General features: G+C 76.7%; 12 protein-coding genes. 9 read left to right on the forward strand and 3 right to left on the reverse strand.

What is annotated here, in order from left to right; translation table 11 throughout:
* Window positions 1–546: ATP-binding cassette domain-containing protein (locus AB0E96_RS25750; protein ID WP_359827698.1), on the forward strand; the 546-nt coding region annotated here is incomplete at its 5' end.
* 128 nt (window positions 547–674) lie between these two features.
* Here AB0E96_RS25750 and AB0E96_RS25755 read toward each other — a convergent pair.
* Together AB0E96_RS25755 and AB0E96_RS25760 are read right to left on the reverse strand one after the other, a co-directional pair.
* Window positions 675–857: a hypothetical protein gene (locus AB0E96_RS25755; RefSeq protein WP_359827700.1), complete on the reverse strand. Its 183-nt coding sequence runs from the start codon at window positions 855–857 to the stop codon at window positions 675–677.
* A gap of 166 nt (window positions 858–1,023) precedes the next feature.
* Window positions 1,024–2,574 (reverse strand): AMP-binding protein, encoded by a 1,551-nt coding sequence (locus AB0E96_RS25760; RefSeq protein ID WP_359827701.1) that lies wholly within the window; start codon window positions 2,572–2,574, stop codon window positions 1,024–1,026.
* A 120-nt stretch (window positions 2,575–2,694) separates the two neighbouring features.
* Between AB0E96_RS25760 and AB0E96_RS25765 the strand changes: the two genes are divergently transcribed.
* A complete protein-coding gene (locus AB0E96_RS25765; RefSeq protein ID WP_359827703.1) occupies window positions 2,695–3,360 on the forward strand; it encodes an AAA family ATPase in 666 nt (221 codons plus the stop codon).
* Here AB0E96_RS25765 and AB0E96_RS25770 read toward each other — a convergent pair.
* On the reverse strand, window positions 3,351–3,557 hold the full coding sequence (locus tag AB0E96_RS25770; RefSeq protein ID WP_359827704.1) for a hypothetical protein: 207 nt from the start codon (window positions 3,555–3,557) through the stop codon (window positions 3,351–3,353). The two genes, AB0E96_RS25765 and AB0E96_RS25770, sit on opposite strands and share 10 nt — an antisense overlap.
* A 259-nt stretch (window positions 3,558–3,816) precedes the next feature.
* On the opposite strand from AB0E96_RS25770, the gene AB0E96_RS25775 reads away from it, so the two are divergent.
* The 7 genes from AB0E96_RS25775 to AB0E96_RS25805 form a co-directional block, all read left to right on the forward strand.
* Window positions 3,817–4,569 (forward strand): alpha/beta fold hydrolase, encoded by a 753-nt coding sequence (locus AB0E96_RS25775; RefSeq protein ID WP_359827706.1) that lies wholly within the window; start codon window positions 3,817–3,819, stop codon window positions 4,567–4,569.
* 159 nt (window positions 4,570–4,728) lie between these two features.
* Window positions 4,729–5,967: a styrene monooxygenase/indole monooxygenase family protein gene (locus AB0E96_RS25780; protein ID WP_359827708.1), complete on the forward strand. Its 1,239-nt coding sequence runs from the start codon at window positions 4,729–4,731 to the stop codon at window positions 5,965–5,967.
* Window positions 5,968–6,042: 75 nt separating this feature from the next.
* Window positions 6,043–6,498, forward strand: a complete 456-nt coding sequence (locus AB0E96_RS25785; RefSeq protein ID WP_359827710.1) for an archease — start codon at window positions 6,043–6,045, stop codon at window positions 6,496–6,498.
* A 114-nt stretch (window positions 6,499–6,612) separates the two neighbouring features.
* Entirely contained in the window at window positions 6,613–8,049 is a 1,437-nt protein-coding gene (locus AB0E96_RS25790) for an RtcB family protein (protein ID WP_359827712.1), read from the forward strand.
* 120 nt (window positions 8,050–8,169) lie between these two features.
* Entirely contained in the window at window positions 8,170–9,168 is a 999-nt protein-coding gene (locus AB0E96_RS25795; protein ID WP_359827714.1) for an ABC transporter ATP-binding protein, read from the forward strand.
* Window positions 9,165–12,689: an amino acid adenylation domain-containing protein gene (locus tag AB0E96_RS25800; RefSeq protein ID WP_359827715.1), complete on the forward strand. Its 3,525-nt coding sequence runs from the start codon at window positions 9,165–9,167 to the stop codon at window positions 12,687–12,689. Before AB0E96_RS25795 ends, AB0E96_RS25800 begins: the two co-directional genes overlap by 4 nt.
* Window positions 12,690–12,754: 65 nt before the next feature.
* The coding region (locus tag AB0E96_RS25805) for an amino acid adenylation domain-containing protein (protein WP_359827716.1) at window positions 12,755–16,585 on the forward strand (3,831 nt) is incomplete at its 3' end.

The following is a 16,585-nucleotide window of genomic DNA, read 5'->3' on the forward strand; positions in this document are numbered from 1 at the left end:
CGGGGTCGTCGTTCGGGTGGGGGTGGGGCGCGGGCGCGGGCGGTGCGGGTGGCGGAGTTGATGGAGGCGTTGGAGATCGGGGATCTGGCGCGTCGGAAGCCGGGTGAGTTGTCGGGTGGTCAGCAGCAGCGGGTGGCGATCGCGGTGGCGATGGCGAACGATCCGCCGGTGTTGTTGGCGGACGAGCCGACGGGTGAGTTGGATTCGGAGACGGCGGGGGTGATCTTCGAGTCGTTCCGTACGGTGAACCGGGAGTTGGGGGCGACGGTGGTGATCGTGACGCATGATCCGATGGTGGCGGGTGAGGTGCGTCGGACGGTGGCGATCCGGGACGGTCGGACGGCGAGTGAGGTGTTGCGGCGCATGGTGACGGACGAGCATGGTGAGGAGTCGGTCAACGAGCGTGAGTACGTGATGCTGGACCGTGGTGGTCGGGTGCAGTTGCCGGTGAAGTTCCTGGAGTCGTTGGGGATGGAGCACCGGGTCGCGGTGGACCTCGCGGGCGACCACATCGAGGTCCGACCCGACGACATGGCGGAGCACTGATCCCTCGCGGGCCCCTGGTGGGGCACTGATCCCTCGCGGGCCCCTGGTGGGGCACCGGGCCGGCGGGGCACCGAAGCCGAGTGCGGAAGGTCCGGGTGACGGTGGCCGTCGCCGTCCGGACCGGCCGGTCAGGTGTCGCCGCCCATCCGCTGGAACAGGCCGCTGCCCTCGGCGTCGGCCCGGAGGTCCGGCGGCGCCTCCTTCGCGGCACGCTCGCTCCGGGAGGTGGACGTGCACAGGGCGAAGACGATCAGGGCACTGGCCGCCACGGCGAGGATGCCCAGTGCGGTCAGGACGCGAAGCCAGGTCAAGGGAGTGCCTCCTGGGGGGACGGTGCGGCCCGCACCGATGTGCACGACGCTGCCGGGGATGTGTCGGCAGGTCGGGCCGCCCGGTCGAGTGCCCACGGACGGTTCTTCCCGCCGGGTGGCGCGGAAGAGGTTGCCCGCGTAGGCGCTCGAAGCACTGGAGGGGGCGTCAAGCCCCGTCGCGCGCCCCCGCGGTGGCGGTCGCCCGTATGCTTCCGTCGCCCACCTGAGCCCGCAGGGCGTCGAGGTCCGGCTTCCCGAGACCGTTCAGCGGGATCGCGGGGAGCAGCAGGAGCGTGTCCGGGGCGCACCGGCCGAGCCCGCGCGCCCGGCCCCAGCGGTGCAGCTGCTCGGCCGTCAGCCGGGAGCCGGGGGCGAGGGCGACGGCGGCGTGCACCCGTTCCAGACGGTCCGGGTCGGTGGTCGTGAACATCACCGCCTCGCGGACCTCCGGGTGGGTGCGCAGCGGCTCCTCGATCTCGCGGGGGAACACATTGTGCCCCTCGACGATCGCCATCGGGTCCCGCCGTCCGGCCACCGTCAGATAGCCGGCCGGGTCCAGGCTGCCCAGGTCGCCGGTGTGCAGCCAGCCGTCCCGCAGCACCCGCTCGGTCAGCTCCGGGTCACGCCAGTAGCCGGCCATCGCGGTCGGGGTGCGGACGCGGATCTCCCCGGTCCGGTCCGGCGGCAGCTCGGTACCGTCCTCGTCCACGACGCGCAGCAGGGTGTCCGGGAACGGGCGGCCCGCGGTGGTCAGCAGCCGCGGCGCCAGGTGCTCGTCCGGGCCCAGCCGCGCGACCGGACCGCACTCCGTCAGGCTGTAGGTCTGGTGCAGCACCCGGCCCAGTCGGCGGGTCGCCTCGGCGAGGCGCCGCGGGGAGGCCGCGCAGCCGGTGTAGCCGATCCGGCGCAGGCTGCCGGTGTCGGTCGTGGGCAGCAGCGGGTGGTCCAGCAGCCGGTAGAGCAGGTGCGGCGGCAGGTACGTCCGGGACACCCGGTGCCGCTCGACCGCCGCCAGCACGGCCCCGGCGTCGAAGCCGTCCTGCATCACCACCGTGCCGCCCGCGGCCAGCGAAAGGTCCGCCGTGGTGCCGCCGCCGTGGCAGAGCGGGGTGCAGAGCAGGAAGACCGAGCCGGACAGCAGCGGCGGGCGCGGCGGCCGCCCGAACCGGCGCAGCACCCCCTTCGGGCGCCCGGTGGTGCCGCCCGTGAACCGCACCGCCATCACGTCCTCGGGGCGGCCGCGGGGCTCGAACGGGGCGGGGGAACGGGCCGCGGCGAGGTCCAGCAGGTCCGTGCCGAGCCCGAGCGGCGACGGCCCCAGCGAGAGCAGGAGGGCGGCGGGCACGGCCCGTGCGATCCCGGCGGCCGCCGCCGCGCACCGGACCGGGTCGAAGACCAGCGCGGACGTCCCGGCGAACTCCGCCAGCGCCACCTGCTCCGCGACCGGCCCGTCCGGGAACGGCATCGCCACCCGGCAGCCCAGCAGGTTCGCGGCCAGCCGCACCAGCAGGGCCTCCGGCCGGTTCCCGGCCAGCACCGTCACCCCGTCCCCGGGCCCCAGCCCGGCCCGCTCCAGGGCCCGGGCGGTGCGGTGCACCAGGTCCAGGCACTGCCGCCCGGTCCACGCGCCGTCCCCGAACCGGATCGCCACCCGCCCGGGATCGCGCGCCAGCCCGTCCAGCACCAGCGCGGTGTACGTCGGAGCCGCCTCCGCCATGGCCCGCCTCCTGTCCGACGGGGCGTCAGCCTAGTGGATGCCGGCCCCACGGACGCACCACGGTGGGCCGGGGCCCCGGACACCCCGGCCGGGGGTTGTTGTTAGGGTTCCCGGTCGGACGTGGACGGGGGGATCGGGCCGGTGGACAGCGGGGTGGACGCGGTCGTGGCGCCGCGCGGCGTGGTCGACCTGCGGGGCGAGGCCGGGGCGGGGTTCGTCGCCGTCTACCCGGCCGGCGCCGTCGTGGTGGTGTCCGGGCTGCCGGGTGCCGGGAAGAGCACGCTGCTGCGGCGCTGGTCCGGGGCGGCGGTGCGGGCCGTGGACCCGCGGACGGTGCACGAGGCCTGCGAGGCGGTGATGCCCGCCGCCCTGCCGTACGCGGTGTACCGGCCGTGGGCCCGGCTGGAGCACTTCCGGCTGCTGCGCTCCTCGGTGCGCGACGGCGGCCCGCTGCTGGTGCACGACTGCGGCAGCCGCGCCTGGATGCGGCGCTGGCTCGCCCGGGAGGCGGGCCGCGGGGGCCGCGAACTGCACCTGGTGCTGCTGGACGTCGGCGCCGCCACCGCGCTGGACGGCCAGCGGGCCCGCGGCCGGCACGCCTCCACCCGGGTCTTCGCCCGCCACCGCCGGGGCCTGGAGCGCCTGTTGGCGGCCTTCACCCGGCACGTGCGCTCCGGCGGCCCGATGCCGACACCCGAGGCCTCGTCCGTGCTGCTGCTGGACGCCGTCTCCCGGTCCCGGGCCGAGACGGTGCGCTTCGGCCCCGCCGCCGGCCGTCAGCGGTAGGCCCGGCGCTCGGCGGCCGCGTGCCACCAGCCGGGCGGGGACGCGCCGGTGACGGCCGCCGACGGCTGCTCGGGGTGGAGTCCGAGGCGGCGCAGGGCGTCGGCGCGGACCCGGACGTCGAACCAGCCGCGCCAACGGCCGTCCGGGCCGCGCCCGCAGACCAGGTCCGCGCGCACCGCGTCCACGGCGAACGGCATCCAGTCGATGCCCCGGTCGCGCAGTCAAGCGCGGACGGAGGCTCCGACGGCGGGGCGACCGGGCAGGTTCTCGTACGCGGCGACGGTGATCCAGTCCTCGGGCTCGTTCATGCGGCCATCGTGCCACCGCGGCGCCCCGGGGCCCACGGTCGGGAACCGGCCCGCTGTGGCGCATGATCGTCACATCGCCCCGCGGGCGGGCCCGGCACTGCCAGACTGGGGCCGGCAGAGTTCGTCCCGGAGAGAGGCCTCACCCCGCATGTCCAGCAGCGCCGTCGTCGACAATCCGTGGTTCCGCAGGTTCAACCCGTCCGACTCCGCGCCCGCCCGGATCGTGATCTTCCCGCACGCCGGTGGCGCGGCCAGCTACTACCTGGAGTACGCCAACGCGTTGGCGCCGCACGCCGACGTGCTGGCCGTCCAGTACCCGGGCCGGCAGAACCGCATCGCCGAGCCCGTGGTCTCCTCGGTGACCGCCCTCGCCGAGCACCTCGCCCGGGAGCTGCGGGAGTGGGCGGACCGGCCGCTCACGTTCTTCGGCCACAGCATGGGCGCGTCCGTCGCCTTCGAGACCGCCCGGTGCTTCGAGCGCGACGGCGTGAAGGGGCCGGACCGGCTCGTGGTCTCGGCCGGCCGCGCGCCCTCGCTGCGCCGGACCAGCAGGATCCACCAACTGCCGGACGACGAGCTGCTCGCCGAGATCTCCGAGCTCGGGGGCACGGACGACCGGGTGCTCGCCATCCCCGGCCTGCGCGAGCTGATCCTGCCGAGCCTGCGGGCCGACTACACCGCCGTCGAGACCTACTGCAGTGCCCCGGACGCGACCGTGTCGGCGCCGATCACCGCGCTGGTGGGGGAGAGCGACGACCGGGCCACCGTGGACCAGGTCGGCGGGTGGGAGCAGCACACCACCGGCGCCTTCGACCTGCGGGTCTTCCCGGGCGGGCACTTCTACCTGGCCGACCGGACCGCCGACGTGGTGGAGGTGCTCACCGCGCACCTGCGCGGCTGACCCGGTCCGGGCGGGCACCCGGGCCGGTGGTCCGCCGGCGGCGCGAACCGGACGCCGCCGCGGCCGCCGAACCGGTGTGCCCGCACCGGTGTCCGGAGCGCTCCCGCTCGACTACTGTGCCTGCTTGACGGGCCATCAGCAGATCACCGGGAGGCAGCCTTGCGCCGGATCGCCGTTGTCGGAGCGGGCCAGGCCGGCCTCCAGCTCGCGCTCGGGCTGGTGGCGGACGGGTACCGGGTGACACTGGTCGCCGAGCGCACCCCGGAGCAGCTGCGCGGCGGCCGGGTGCTGTCCACCCAGGCGATGTTCGGCCCCGCGCTGCGGATCGAGGCGGCGGCCGGGCTGGACCTCTGGGCGGACCGGGCACCGGCCGTCTCCTCGGTGGAGGCGGTGCTGGCGGCGCCCCCGGGCGTGCGCGCGCTGGAGTACACCATGACGCTGGACGAGCCCGCCCAGTCGGTGGACCAGCGGCTCAAGCTGGCCGGCTGGCTGGAGCTGCTGGCCGAGCGCGGCGGCGAGATCGAGTACCGCACGCTGGACCGCGGCGGGCTGCGCGAGCTGGCCCGCCGGCACGAGCTGACCGTGGTCGCGGCCGGCCGCGGCGGCCTGTCCGGGATCTTCGAACGCGACGCCGGCCGCTCGCCCTTCGACCGGCCGCAGCGCGCGCTGTCCTGCCTGTACGCCCACGGCGTCGGCTCGCCGGACCCGGCGGCCGGGCCGAGGGCCCGGATGAACGCCCTGCCCGGCCTCGGCGAGCTGTACCTGCAGCCGGCGCTCACCCTCTCCGGCCCTTGCGACATCCTGCTCTGGGAGGCACTGCCCGGCGGCCCGCTGGACGCGTTCGGCGACGCCCCGCCGCCCGACGTCCAACTGGACCGGATCCGCGCGCTGTTGGGCGAGTACCTGCCCTGGGAGGCGGAGCTCTGGACGCAGGCCGAGCCGACCGACGCCGGGGCCGGCCTGTTCGGCGCGGTCACGCCGGTGGTCCGGCACCCGGTGGCGGAGCTCGGCTCGGGCGTGGACGCCGTCCACGTGCTCGGCCTCGGCGACGCGGTGGTGGTGACCGACCCGATCACCGGGCAGGGCGCCAACAACGCCGCCCGGGCCGCCGAGGCCTACCGCCGGGCCGTCGTCGAGCACGGTGACGCCCCGTACACGGCCGACTGGATGTGCCGCACCGCCGAGCGGTTCTGGCAGCAGCAGGCCCGCCACAGCGTGGAGTTCACCGCCTCGATGCTGACCGTTCCGGACCACCTCCAAGGGGTGTTCGCGGCGGCCGCGCGGTACCCCGAGGTCGGCCGCCGGCTCGCCAACACCTACGCCGAGCCGAGCGACCACGCCGCCTGGCTGGCCACCCCCGAGCTGGCCGCCGCCTACCTCGCCACCCTCGGGAGCTGACCCGGACTTGCCGCCGGGCGCCCCCGGGGACGACGCTGGAGGAGAGACGGCAAGGAGTCGCGGGAGGCGTCGCCCGTGGACGGACGCGAGCTCGCGGGCCGGTCCGCGGTCGGCCACCGGAGCGTGCCGCACACGGCCGACCTGAGGGTCGAGGCCTGGGCGCCGACGGCCGAGGGCTGCATCGGCGAGCTGGTGCGCGCCGTGGTCGGCGGCTTCGTCGACCTGACGGACGCGCGGACCGTCGGCGAGCGCGTCTGCACCGTCCTCGCGGCGAGCGACCCGGACCTGCTCGTGGGCGTCCTGGAGGAGGTCGTCTACCGGATGGACGCCGACGGCGAGCTGCCGGTGGCGGTGGCGGTCGGCCCGATCGAGGGCCTGGAGGGCGCCCGCCGGGTGGAGGTGCGCTTCACGATGGCCGACGCCGCCACCGCCGCGCTGGTCGGCGCCGTGCCCAAGGCCGTCTCACTGCACGACCTGGACCTGAGTGCCGGGCCGGACGGCTGGACCTGCCGGGTCACCGTGGACGTCTGAACCGGCCCCGGTCGCGGCGGACCCGGGCCGTACGGACCGGGGCACTGCGGCCCTGGGCACCGCGGCCCCGGGCACCGCGGGCCCGGGCCGGGCGGACCGGAGCAGCGGGAGCTGGTGAGCGAGGTGGAGATCGCACTGACCGAGGCGGGCCGGCACCGCTGGCGGATCGAGCCGCGCCCGCCGATGCGGGTGCCCGGCGTGGTCTTCGCGAACGGTGCGCTGCTGCCGCAGGCCGCCGGAGACAAGGCGCTGGAACAGGTCGCGAACGTGGCGACGCTGCCCGGGATCGTCCGCGCCTCCTTCGCGATGCCCGATGTGCACTGGGGCTACGGCTTCCCGATCGGCGGGGTCGCCGCCACCGACGTCGACCGGGGCGGGGTGGTCTCACCCGGCGGGGTGGGCTTCGACATCTCCTGCGGGGTCCGGCTGCTGGCCGCCGGCGTGAGCCGGGAGGAACTCGACGCGGAGCGGATCGGCCGCCTGATGGACCTGCTGGACCGCACCGTCCCGCGCGGCCTCGGCCGGGGCGGCCTGTGGCGGCTGTCCGGACCGGGGGAACTGGACGAGCTCCTGCTCGGCGGCGCCCGCTACGCGGTCGAGCACGGCCACGGCGTGCCGCGCGACCTGGAGCGCTGCGAGGACGGCGGCGTGCTGGCCGGCGCGGCCCCCGGCGAGGTGAGCACCCGGGCCGTCGAGCGCGGGCTGCAGCAGGTCGGCAGTCTCGGCTCGGCCAACCACTTCCTGGAGGTGCAGGCCGTCGACCGGGTCCACGACCAGTGGACCGCCGCCGCCTTCGGACTGCGGCCGGACCAGGTCTGCGTCATGATCCACTGCGGCTCTCGCGGCCTCGGCCACCAGATCTGCACCGACCACGTCCGCGCCATGGACCGCGAACTGCACCGCTACCGGATCGAGCTCCCGGACCGCCAACTCGCCTGCACCCCGGTCGACTCCCCACGCGGGCGCGCCTACCTGGGCGCCATGACCGCCGCCGCCAACTACGGCCGGGCCAACCGGCAGCTGCTCTCCGAAGCGGCCCGCCGCGCCTTCGCGACCGCGCTCGGCGTCGGACTGGAACTGGTCTACGACGTCTCGCACAACCTCGCCAAGCTGGAGACCCACGAGGTGGACGGCGAACCCCGGACCCTGTGCGTGCACCGCAAGGGCGCCACCCGGGCACTGCCGCCCGGCGACCCCGACCTGCCCGCCGACCTCGCAGCGGCCGGACAGCCCGTGCTGGTGCCGGGCACCATGGGCACTGCCTCGTACGTCATGGTCGGCCTGCCCGGCAACGAGGCCTTCCGCTCCGCCTGCCACGGCGCCGGGCGGGTGCTGAGCCGCCACCAGGCGCTGCGCACCGTGCGCGGCGAGCGGCTGAAGGACGAACTGGAGGCGCGGGGGATCGCGGTGCGGCCGGCCTCCTGGCGGGCCCTGGCCGAGGAGACCCCGGCCGCGTACAAGGACGTCGACGCGGTGGCCGCCGTCACCGAGGCCGCCGGGCTCGCCCGGCAGGTCGCCCGGCTGGTGCCGTTGGGCGTGTGCAAGGGGTGAGCCCCGGAGCGGTCCGGGCGCGTCCCTGGACTCGCCCGGCCGGCCGCGCTTGGATGTCGGACGCAGCCGGCGGCGCCGGAGCGCACCGTCGCCGCGGCACAGCCGTCACAGGAGGTGGCCATGCCCGGGAAGCCGGATCCAGCCGTCGACCGCCGGAGCACCGGGCACGCGGGCCCGGTGATCGAACTGCGGGCGCTCACCAAGCGCTACGGCGACACCGTCGGCATCGAAGGGCTGGACGTGTCGGTCGAGGCCGGCGAGGTCTTCGGACTGCTCGGCCCCAACGGCGCCGGCAAGACCACCACGCTGCGCTGCCTGGTCGGCCTGCTCGGCCCCAGCGACGGCCGGGTCCGGGTGCTCGGCCTGGACCCGGTGGCCGACCACGGCCTGCTCGCCCCCTCGATCGGCTACCTGCCCGGCGAACTGCGGCTCTACCCCGAGCTCACCGGGCAGCAGACCCTCGACCTGCTCGCCGCCCTCCAGGGCGCCCCGGTCCCCCGCCGGCGCGAGCTGTGCGACCGGCTCAAGCTCTCCCGGGCCGACCTGGCCCGGCCGGTGGGGGAGTACTCCCGCGGCATGAAGCAGAAGCTCGGGCTCGTCCAGGCCCTCCAGCACCGGCCGCCGGTGGTGGTACTGGACGAACCGAGCGAGGGGCTCGACCCGCTGGTCCAGGAGACCTTCTACGAACTTCTCGCCGAGGAGACCGCGGCCGGCCGGACCGTCCTGCTCTCCAGCCACGTGCTGCCGGAGGTGCAACGGACCTGCGGCCGGGTCGCCATCGTCCGCCACGGCCGACTGGTCACCGTCCGCTCGGTGGCCGAACTGCGCCAGGCCCGGGCCCGCCGGGTCCGGCTGCTGATCGACGACGGTCGGGGCGCCCGGCCGCTCGGCACCGCCGAGCGGTGGTCCCCGCGCTGGGACGGCCCGCGGGTCGAGCTGCTGGTGCCGCCGGACGAGGTGGTCGGGGCGGTGCGCACCCTGCTCGCCGAACAGCCGGTGGCCGACCTGACCGTGGAGGAGGCGGGCCTGGACGAGGCCTTCCTCGACCTCTACCGGTCCGTCGGGGCCGAGGAGCGCGGCAACGACGGCGGGCTGCCGGAGCCGGAGGAGCGGCCGTGAACCCGGGCACCGTCAACCGCCGCCTCCCGCTGGTCTGGCTCGCCCTGCACCGGCGCCGCCGGATGCTGCTCTCCCTGCTCCTCGGCATGGTCGTCTTCGAGACCCTGATCGTGGTGATCGCCGGGACGGTGCCGACCGGCGACCTGTTCGGCGAACGCCGCACCCCGCCCGGCGCGTTCAAGGCCTTCAGCGGCTCCAACGGGGACGTCTCCATCGCCAGCTACCCCGGACTGCTCGGCGCCGGGCTCACCCACCCGTTCTGGATCGCCCTCCAACTGACCGTGATCGGCTCGCTCGGCGCCGCAGCCGTCGCGGCCGACGTCGAGTCCGGCACCATCGAACTGCTGATGACCCGCCCGGTCTCCCGCCGACGGCTGCTCGCCGAGCGGGCCGGCGCCCTGGTCGCCGCCACGGAGCTGGACCGCCGTTCGGACGCGCTGGCCCGGCGGCTGCGCGAGCTGGGCGTGGGCCCGGAGAGCCGGGTGGCGATCTGTGTGGAGCCCTCCGTCCGGTTGGTCACCGGCATCCTGGGCATCCTGAAGAGCGGCGGCGCGTACGTCCCGCTCGACCCCCGCCACCCGGCCGACCGGCGGGCCTACACCCTCGCCGACTCCGGCGCGGTGGCCCTGGTCGCCGACCCCGGGCACGCCTCGGCGGCGGACGGCGTCCCGGTGCTGGCGGTCGACCAGGCGCCCACCGACCAGACGCCCACCGACCGGCTCTCGGAGGAGCGGCCACTGGAACCGGTGGCGCCGCACCCGGACCACCTCGCGTACGTGATCTACACCTCCGGCACCACCGGCCGTCCCAAGGGCGCGCTGCTCACCCACGCCAACGTGCTGCGGCTCTTCGAGGCGGCCTCGGCGGACGTGCCGTTCGGCCCGGAGGACGTCTGGTCGCTCTACCACTCCGCCGCCTTCGACTTCTCGGTCTGGGAGATCTGGGGCGCGCTGCTCCACGGCGGCCGGATCGCCGTGGTGCCGCAGGAGGCCCGGCAGAGCCCCGCCGCCTGCCTCGCCCTGGTGCGCGCCGAGGGCGTCACGGTGCTCAGCCAGACGCCCACCGCCTTCCGGCAGTTCGCGGACGCCGACGAGGCGGCGCCCCGCGGTCCGGCCGACCGGCCGCTCGCGCTGCGGCACGTGGTGTTCGGCGGCGAGGCCCTGGAGCCGGGCGCGCTGCGCGGCTGGGCCGCCCGGCACCCGGACGGCCCCCGGCTCGTCAACATGTACGGGATCACCGAGACCACGGTGCACGTCACCGCGCACCCGCTCGACCCGGCCGGGCTGTCCGCCCCCGGCAGCGTGATCGGCCGCCCGCTGGCCGACCTGGCGGTGCACCTGCTGGACCGGCGCGGCGAACCGGTGCCGCCGGGCGTGCCCGGCGAACTGTGCGTCGGCGGGCCCGGCCTGGCCCGCGGCTACCTGGGCCGCCCGGGCCTGACCGCCGAACGCTTCGTCCCCTCCCCGCTGGGCGGCGGCGAACGGCTGTACCGCAGCGGCGACCTCGCCCGCCGGCTGCCGGACGGCACCCTGGAGTACCTCGGCCGGATCGACCAGCAGGTCAAGGTCCGCGGCCACCGGGTGGAGCTCGGCGAGATCGAGGCGGAGCTGGGCGCCCACCCGGGCGTGCGGCACGCGGCCGTCCTGCCCCGCGAGGCGCCCGGCGGCGGCCCCGGGCTGGTGGCCTACCTCGTCCCCGAGGAGTCGGCGGGCGCGCGGCAGGAGCCGCGGGCCGGGCACGACGCGGCCGACGCCGAGCAGGTCGCCGAGTGGCGGACCGTCTTCGACACCGCCTACGAGCACTACGAGCAGGTGGCGGGCTCCGATCCGACCTTCAACATCCGCGGCTGGACGAGCAGTTACACCGGCGAGCCGATACCGGCCGAGGAGATGCGGCGCTGGGTGGAGTCCACCGTCGCGCTGATCCGGCGCACCGGGCCGCGCCGGGTCCTGGAGATCGGCAGCGGCACCGGCCTGCTGCTCTTCCGACTGGCCGGCGACTGCGAGCGGTACACCGCCCTCGACCTGTCGGACAGCGCCGTCGCGCACGTGCGCCGCCACCTCCCCGAGCACTGGGAGCACGTCCGGGTGCTGCGCCGGGCCGGTCACGAGCTGGACGGGCTGGCGGGCGACGGCTTCGACACCGTCGTCGTCAACTCGGTCGCCCAGTACCTGCCGAGCGCGGGCTACCTGGTCGAGGTCCTCCGCGGGGCCGCCGCGCTGCTCGCCCCGGGCGGGCGGATCGTGGTCGGCGACGTCCGGCACCTGGCACTGCTGGACGCCTTCACGGTGTCGGTCCTCCGCGCGGGCCCGGCGGCCGGGGCGACGGACGCCGAGCTGGCCCGGCAGGTCCGGCAGGCCGTCCGGCAGGAGGACGAGCTGCTGCTCGACCCGCGCTTCTTCACCGCGCTGCGCCGGGAGATCCCGCGGATCGGCCGGGTGGAGGTGCTGCCCAAGCCCGGGCGCGACCGCAACGAGATGACCCGCTACCGCTACGACGTGGTGCTGCACCTCGACACCGAGGCGGCCGGCACGGAGGCGGCCGGAACCGAGGCGGGCGGCGCCGAGCCGGCCGGCACCGGACCGGACGCCGCGCCGGAGCGCGTGGTGCCGTGGACCGGCGGCGGCCTCCGGGCCCTGCTCGACGGCTCCCCGCTGGTGGTCACCGGCATCCCCAACGCCCGGGTGCACGCCGACGCCCGGACCGCCGCGCGGCTCGCCGCCAGTACCGCGCGGGCCGACGAGGCCGTCCGGCCCGACGACGCCGCCGGTGCCGCCGGTGCCGCCGAGCAGGACCCGGTCGACCCGCAGGAGCTGCGCGAGCTGGCCGAGGAGCTCGGCCACACCGTGGAGTTCAGCTGGGCGTCCGGCGACCCGCTGGGCCGCTTCGACGCCGCCTTCCGCCCGGACGGCGCCGCGCCGCACAGCGCGCTGCCGCCCGCCGGGGACGACCGGGGCCTCCCCTGGCCGCACTGGGCGAACGACCCGCACCGCGGCCGCGCCGCCCGCAGCCTGGTGCCCCTGCTCCGCGCCCGCCTGCGGGAGCGGCTGCCGGAGTACATGGTCCCGGAGGCCTTCGTCACCCTGGACGCGCTGCCGCTGACCGCCAACGGCAAGCTCGACCGGGCGGCGCTGCCCGCGCCGGACTGGTCCACCGCCTCGACCGCGCTGCTCGCGCCCCGCGACGACACCGAGCGGGCGCTCGCCGAGCTCTGGAGCACCACCCTGGGCGTGTCCCGGATCGGCCTGTCCGACAACTTCTTCGACCTCGGCGGCCACTCCCTGCTCGCCGTCCAGGTCACCGCCGGCGTCCGCGAGGCCCTGGGCCGCGACCTGCCCGTCCGGGCGCTGTTCGAGGCGCCGGTGCTGGGCGAGTACGCCGAGGCGGTGCGCCGCGCCCCGGCCGCGGAGGAGCAGCCCGAGGCGGCCGCGCCGGTGCGCGAGAGCGTCCCGGCCGACGGCGCCGGCTTCGACGACCTGTCCGCCGAGGAGCTGGCGGAGCTGATGGGCGGGGAGCTGTGACCGCCGCCCCCCGCACCCCGAGCGCCCCGAGCACCCCCGTCCCCACCTCCGAGAAGGAGCACCCCGTGGCCCCCGCCCCCCGCACCGCCGAGGTGCTGCCGGTCTCCGCCGCCCAGCGCCGGTTCTGGCTGATCGACCGGCTGGAGGGCCCCAGCGGCGTCTACAACACCGCCGCGGCCCTGCGGCTGCGCGGACCGGTGGCCGTCGACCACCTCCGGCAGGCGTTCCAGCGGCTGGTCGACCGGCACGAGGCGCTGCGCACCGTCTTCCCGGCCCGCGACGGCGTCCCGGTCCAACTGGTGCTGCCCCGACGCGTCTTCGAGCTGGGCACCACCGAGGCCGCCGGCGCCGACGAGGCCGAGGTACGCCGGCTGGCCGCCCGGCTCGCCGAGCAGCCCTTCGACCTGGCCAAGGGGCCGCTGCTGCGGGCCGAACTGATCGCCCTCGGGCCGCAGGAGCACCTGCTGGTGGTCGTGCTGCACCACATCGTGGTGGACCGCTGGTCCTTCGGCCTGCTGATGTCCGAGCTCTCCGAGGGCTACGCCGCGTCCGCGGAGCGGCGCCCGGCCCGGCTGCCCGAGCTGCCGCTGCGCTACGCCGACCACGTGGCCGCCCGGCAGGCCGTGCTGGACGGCGGCCTCGGCGACCGGCTGCTCGCCCACTGGCGCGAGCGGCTGGCCGGGGCGCCGCAGGCCCTGGAACTGCCCGGCGACCGGCCGCGCCCGGCGGTGCGCAGCTTCCGCGGCGCCACGGTGCCGGTACGGCTGGACGCGGCCGCCTCGCAGGCCGTGCGCGACCTCGCCCGAGCCGCGGGGGCGACCCCGTTCATGGTCCTGCTGGCCGCCTTCCAGGCGGTGCTGGCCCGGCACGCGGGCGCCGAGGAGGTCGTGGTGGCGACCGGGCCGGCCACCCGCGCCCCGGGTACGGAGCTGCTGGTCGGCGCGCTGGTCAACACGGTGCTGCTGCGCACCTCGCTGACCGGCGACCCGAGCTTCGCCGACCTGGTGGAGCGGGTGCGGGGCACCGCGCTGGACGCCTTCGAGCACCACGAGCTGCCCTTCGACCGGTTGGTCGAGGAGCTGGCGCCCAGCCGCGACCTCTCCCGCAACCCGCTGGCGCAGGTCGGCTTCGTGCTCCAGAACGCACCGGCCGCCACGCCCGCGCTGTCCGGGCTGGCCGTCGAGCCGGTGGCCGTCCCCCGGGACAGCGCGCACCTCGACCTGGACCTCCAACTCACCGAGGAGGAGGGCTGCTTCACCGGTTTCGCCGAGTTCGCCCGGGACCTCTTCGACACGCCGACGGTGGCCCGGCTGCTCGGCCACTGGACCACCCTGCTGGAGGCCGCCGTACGGGCGCCGGGCACCCGGCTGTCCGAGCTGCCGATGCTCACCCCGGAGGAGCTGGCCCGGGAGCTGCACGGCTGGAACGACACCGACGCCGAGTTCCCGGCCGGTCTGCGGGTGGACCGGCTGTTCGCCCGCCGGGCGGCCGAGGCGCCGGAGGCGGTCGCGGTGCTCGACGCCACCGGCTCCCTCACCTACCGGGAGCTGGACGCCTGGGCGGGCCGGATCGCCCACCGACTGCGGGAGTGCGGCGTCGGGCCGGAGGTGCCGGTGGCGCTCTGCCTGGAGCGCGGCGCCAGGCTCAGCGCCGGCATGCTGGGCACGCTGCGGGCCGGCGGCGCCTTCCTCGGCCTGGACCCGTCCTACCCGGCCGACCGGCTCGCCTTCATGATCGACGACGCCCGGCCGGGTGTGGTGCTCGCCAACCGCTCCACCGTCGGCGCGCTGCCGGCCGGCACCGAGGTGCTGCTGCTGGAGGAGATCGCGCGGGACGCGCCCGAGTTCCCCGGGGAGGACGGCGTCACCGGCGCCGGCGAGGCCAACCTGGCCTACCTGGTGTACACCTCGGGCTCCACCGGGCGTCCCAAGGGCGTCGCCGTCACCCACCGCGCCATCCTCAACACCTTCGCCGGGCTGGCCCTGACCCATGGCTTCGCGCCCGGCGACCGGATGATCGCCCTGCACTCGCCGAGCTTCGACCCGGCCGTGCACGACTGCCTGGCCCCCCTGGTGGTCGGCGCCGCCGCCGTCTTCCCCGCGCCGGAGTCGGCCCGCGACCCCCGGCACTGGGCCGAGCTGGTCGCCCGCCACGAGGTCACCGTCTGGTCGATGGGGCCGGCCGGGACGGAGGCGATGCTGGCCGCCGCCGAGGAGCACGGCCTGTCCCTGGGCAGCCTGCGCAGCGCCATGGTCGGCGGCGACGTGCTGCCGCCCGCACTGCCCGCGCGGCTGCGCGCCGCCGCGCCCGGCTGCGAGGTCGTCAACTCCGCCGGCGTGGCCGAGGCCGCCTTCTGCAACAACGAGTACCGGGTGCCCGAGGACGCCGACCCGACCGCCCCGGTCCCGTACGGGCACCCGCTGGCCAACCAGCGGCTGCTGGTGCTCGACGGGCTACTGCGCGCGGTGCCCGCCGGGGTGCCAGGCGAGCTGTGCGTGGCGGGCGAGGGGCTGGCCCGCGGGTACCGGGGCCGTCCCGGTCTGACCGCCGAGCGCTTCGTGCCGCACCCGTACCCCCGGGTGCCGGGCGAGCGCCTCTACCGCACCGGCGACCTGGCCCGCCGCCGGCCCGACGGCGAGCTGGAGCTGCTCGGCCGGGCCGACCACCAGGTCAAGATCCGCGGGTTCCGGGTCGAGCCGGGCGAGGTGACCGGCGTGCTGCTGGGCCACCCGGCGGTGGCCGACGCCATCGTGGTGGCCCGCGAGACGGCCCCGGGCGACCGGCGGCTCGCCGCCTACTGGGTCGCCGCCGCGCCCGTGTCCGGCGCCGAGCTGGCCGCCTGGCTGCGCGAGCGGCTGCCCGGCCACCTGGTCCCCGCGCTGTGGACGGAGCTGACGGTCCTGCCGCTGTCCCCCAACGGCAAGGTCGACCGGGCCGCGCTGCCCGAGCCGGCCGCCCCCGACGGGCCGTCCGAGGTGCTCGCCCCGCGCACCGGCACCGAGGCCGCGATCGCCGCGATCTGGCGGGACCTGCTGGAGCGGCCCGAGGTCGGCGTGCTGGACGACTTCTTCCTCCTCGGCGGCCACTCGCTGCTGGCCAACCGGCTGGTCGGCGCGCTGCGCGCGGAGTTCGGTGTGGAGCTGCGACTGCGCGAGCTGTTCGCCGCCGTCACGGTGGCCGCCCAGGCCGAGCTGGTCGAGCGGCTGCGCGCCGGGGCCGACGGCGGCCCGGCGGACGGCGTCCCCGCGCCGCTGCCGCCGGTCGTCCCGGCGGACCGCGCCCTCCCGCTGCCGCTCTCCTTCGCCCAGCAGCGGATGTGGCTGTTCGACCGCTTCGCGCCCGGCAACCCGGCCTACCACGTGCCCACCGCGGTGCGGATCGGCGGCGGGCTGGACGAGCAGGCGCTGGCCGAGGCCCTGCGCGGGCTCACGGCCCGGCACGAGGTGCTGCGCACCGTGCTGCCGGAGGTGGACGGCGTGCCGGTCCAGCGGGTGCTGCCGGTCGGTGAGGTGCCGCTGACCGTCCGCGACCTCGCCGCCGGCGAGCCGGCCCGGGCGGTGATCGACGAGTTCGTCGCCCGGCCGTTCGACCTCGCCGCCGAGGTGCCGATCCGCGTCCTGCTGCTGCGGGTGGCCCCGGACGAGCACGTGCTGGTCCTGGTGATCCACCACATCGCGCTCGACGGCTGGTCGATGGGCGTGCTGGTCGAGGACCTGGGCGCGCTCTACGACGGCCGTGCCCTGCCCCCGCTGCCGGTGCAGTACGCCGACTACGCCCGTTGGCAGGCCGACCGGGCCGCCGAGGGCCGCTGGGACGAGCAGCTGACGCACTGGCGGGAGCGGCTCGCCGGGCCGCTGCCGGTGCTGGAGCTGCCCGCCGACCGGCCCCGCCCGGCC

The sequence above is a fragment of the Kitasatospora sp. NPDC036755 genome (genome assembly GCF_040636595.1).
In the GTDB taxonomy this organism is placed as follows: domain Bacteria; phylum Actinomycetota; class Actinomycetes; order Streptomycetales; family Streptomycetaceae; genus Kitasatospora.

Bases quoted from the DNA above. Each gene is read 5' to 3' on its own strand.
- AB0E96_RS25760 (WP_359827701.1), bottom strand. From the start codon at position 2,574: ATGGCGGAGGCGGCTCCGACGTACACCGCGCTGGTGCTGGACGGGCTG.
- AB0E96_RS25770 (WP_359827704.1), bottom strand. From the start codon at position 3,557: ATGCCGTTCGCCGTGGACGCGGTGCGCGCGGACCTGGTCTGCGGGCGC.
- AB0E96_RS25775 (WP_359827706.1), top strand. From the start codon at position 3,817: ATGTCCAGCAGCGCCGTCGTCGACAATCCGTGGTTCCGCAGGTTCAAC.
- AB0E96_RS25795 (WP_359827714.1), top strand. From the start codon at position 8,170: ATGCCCGGGAAGCCGGATCCAGCCGTCGACCGCCGGAGCACCGGGCAC.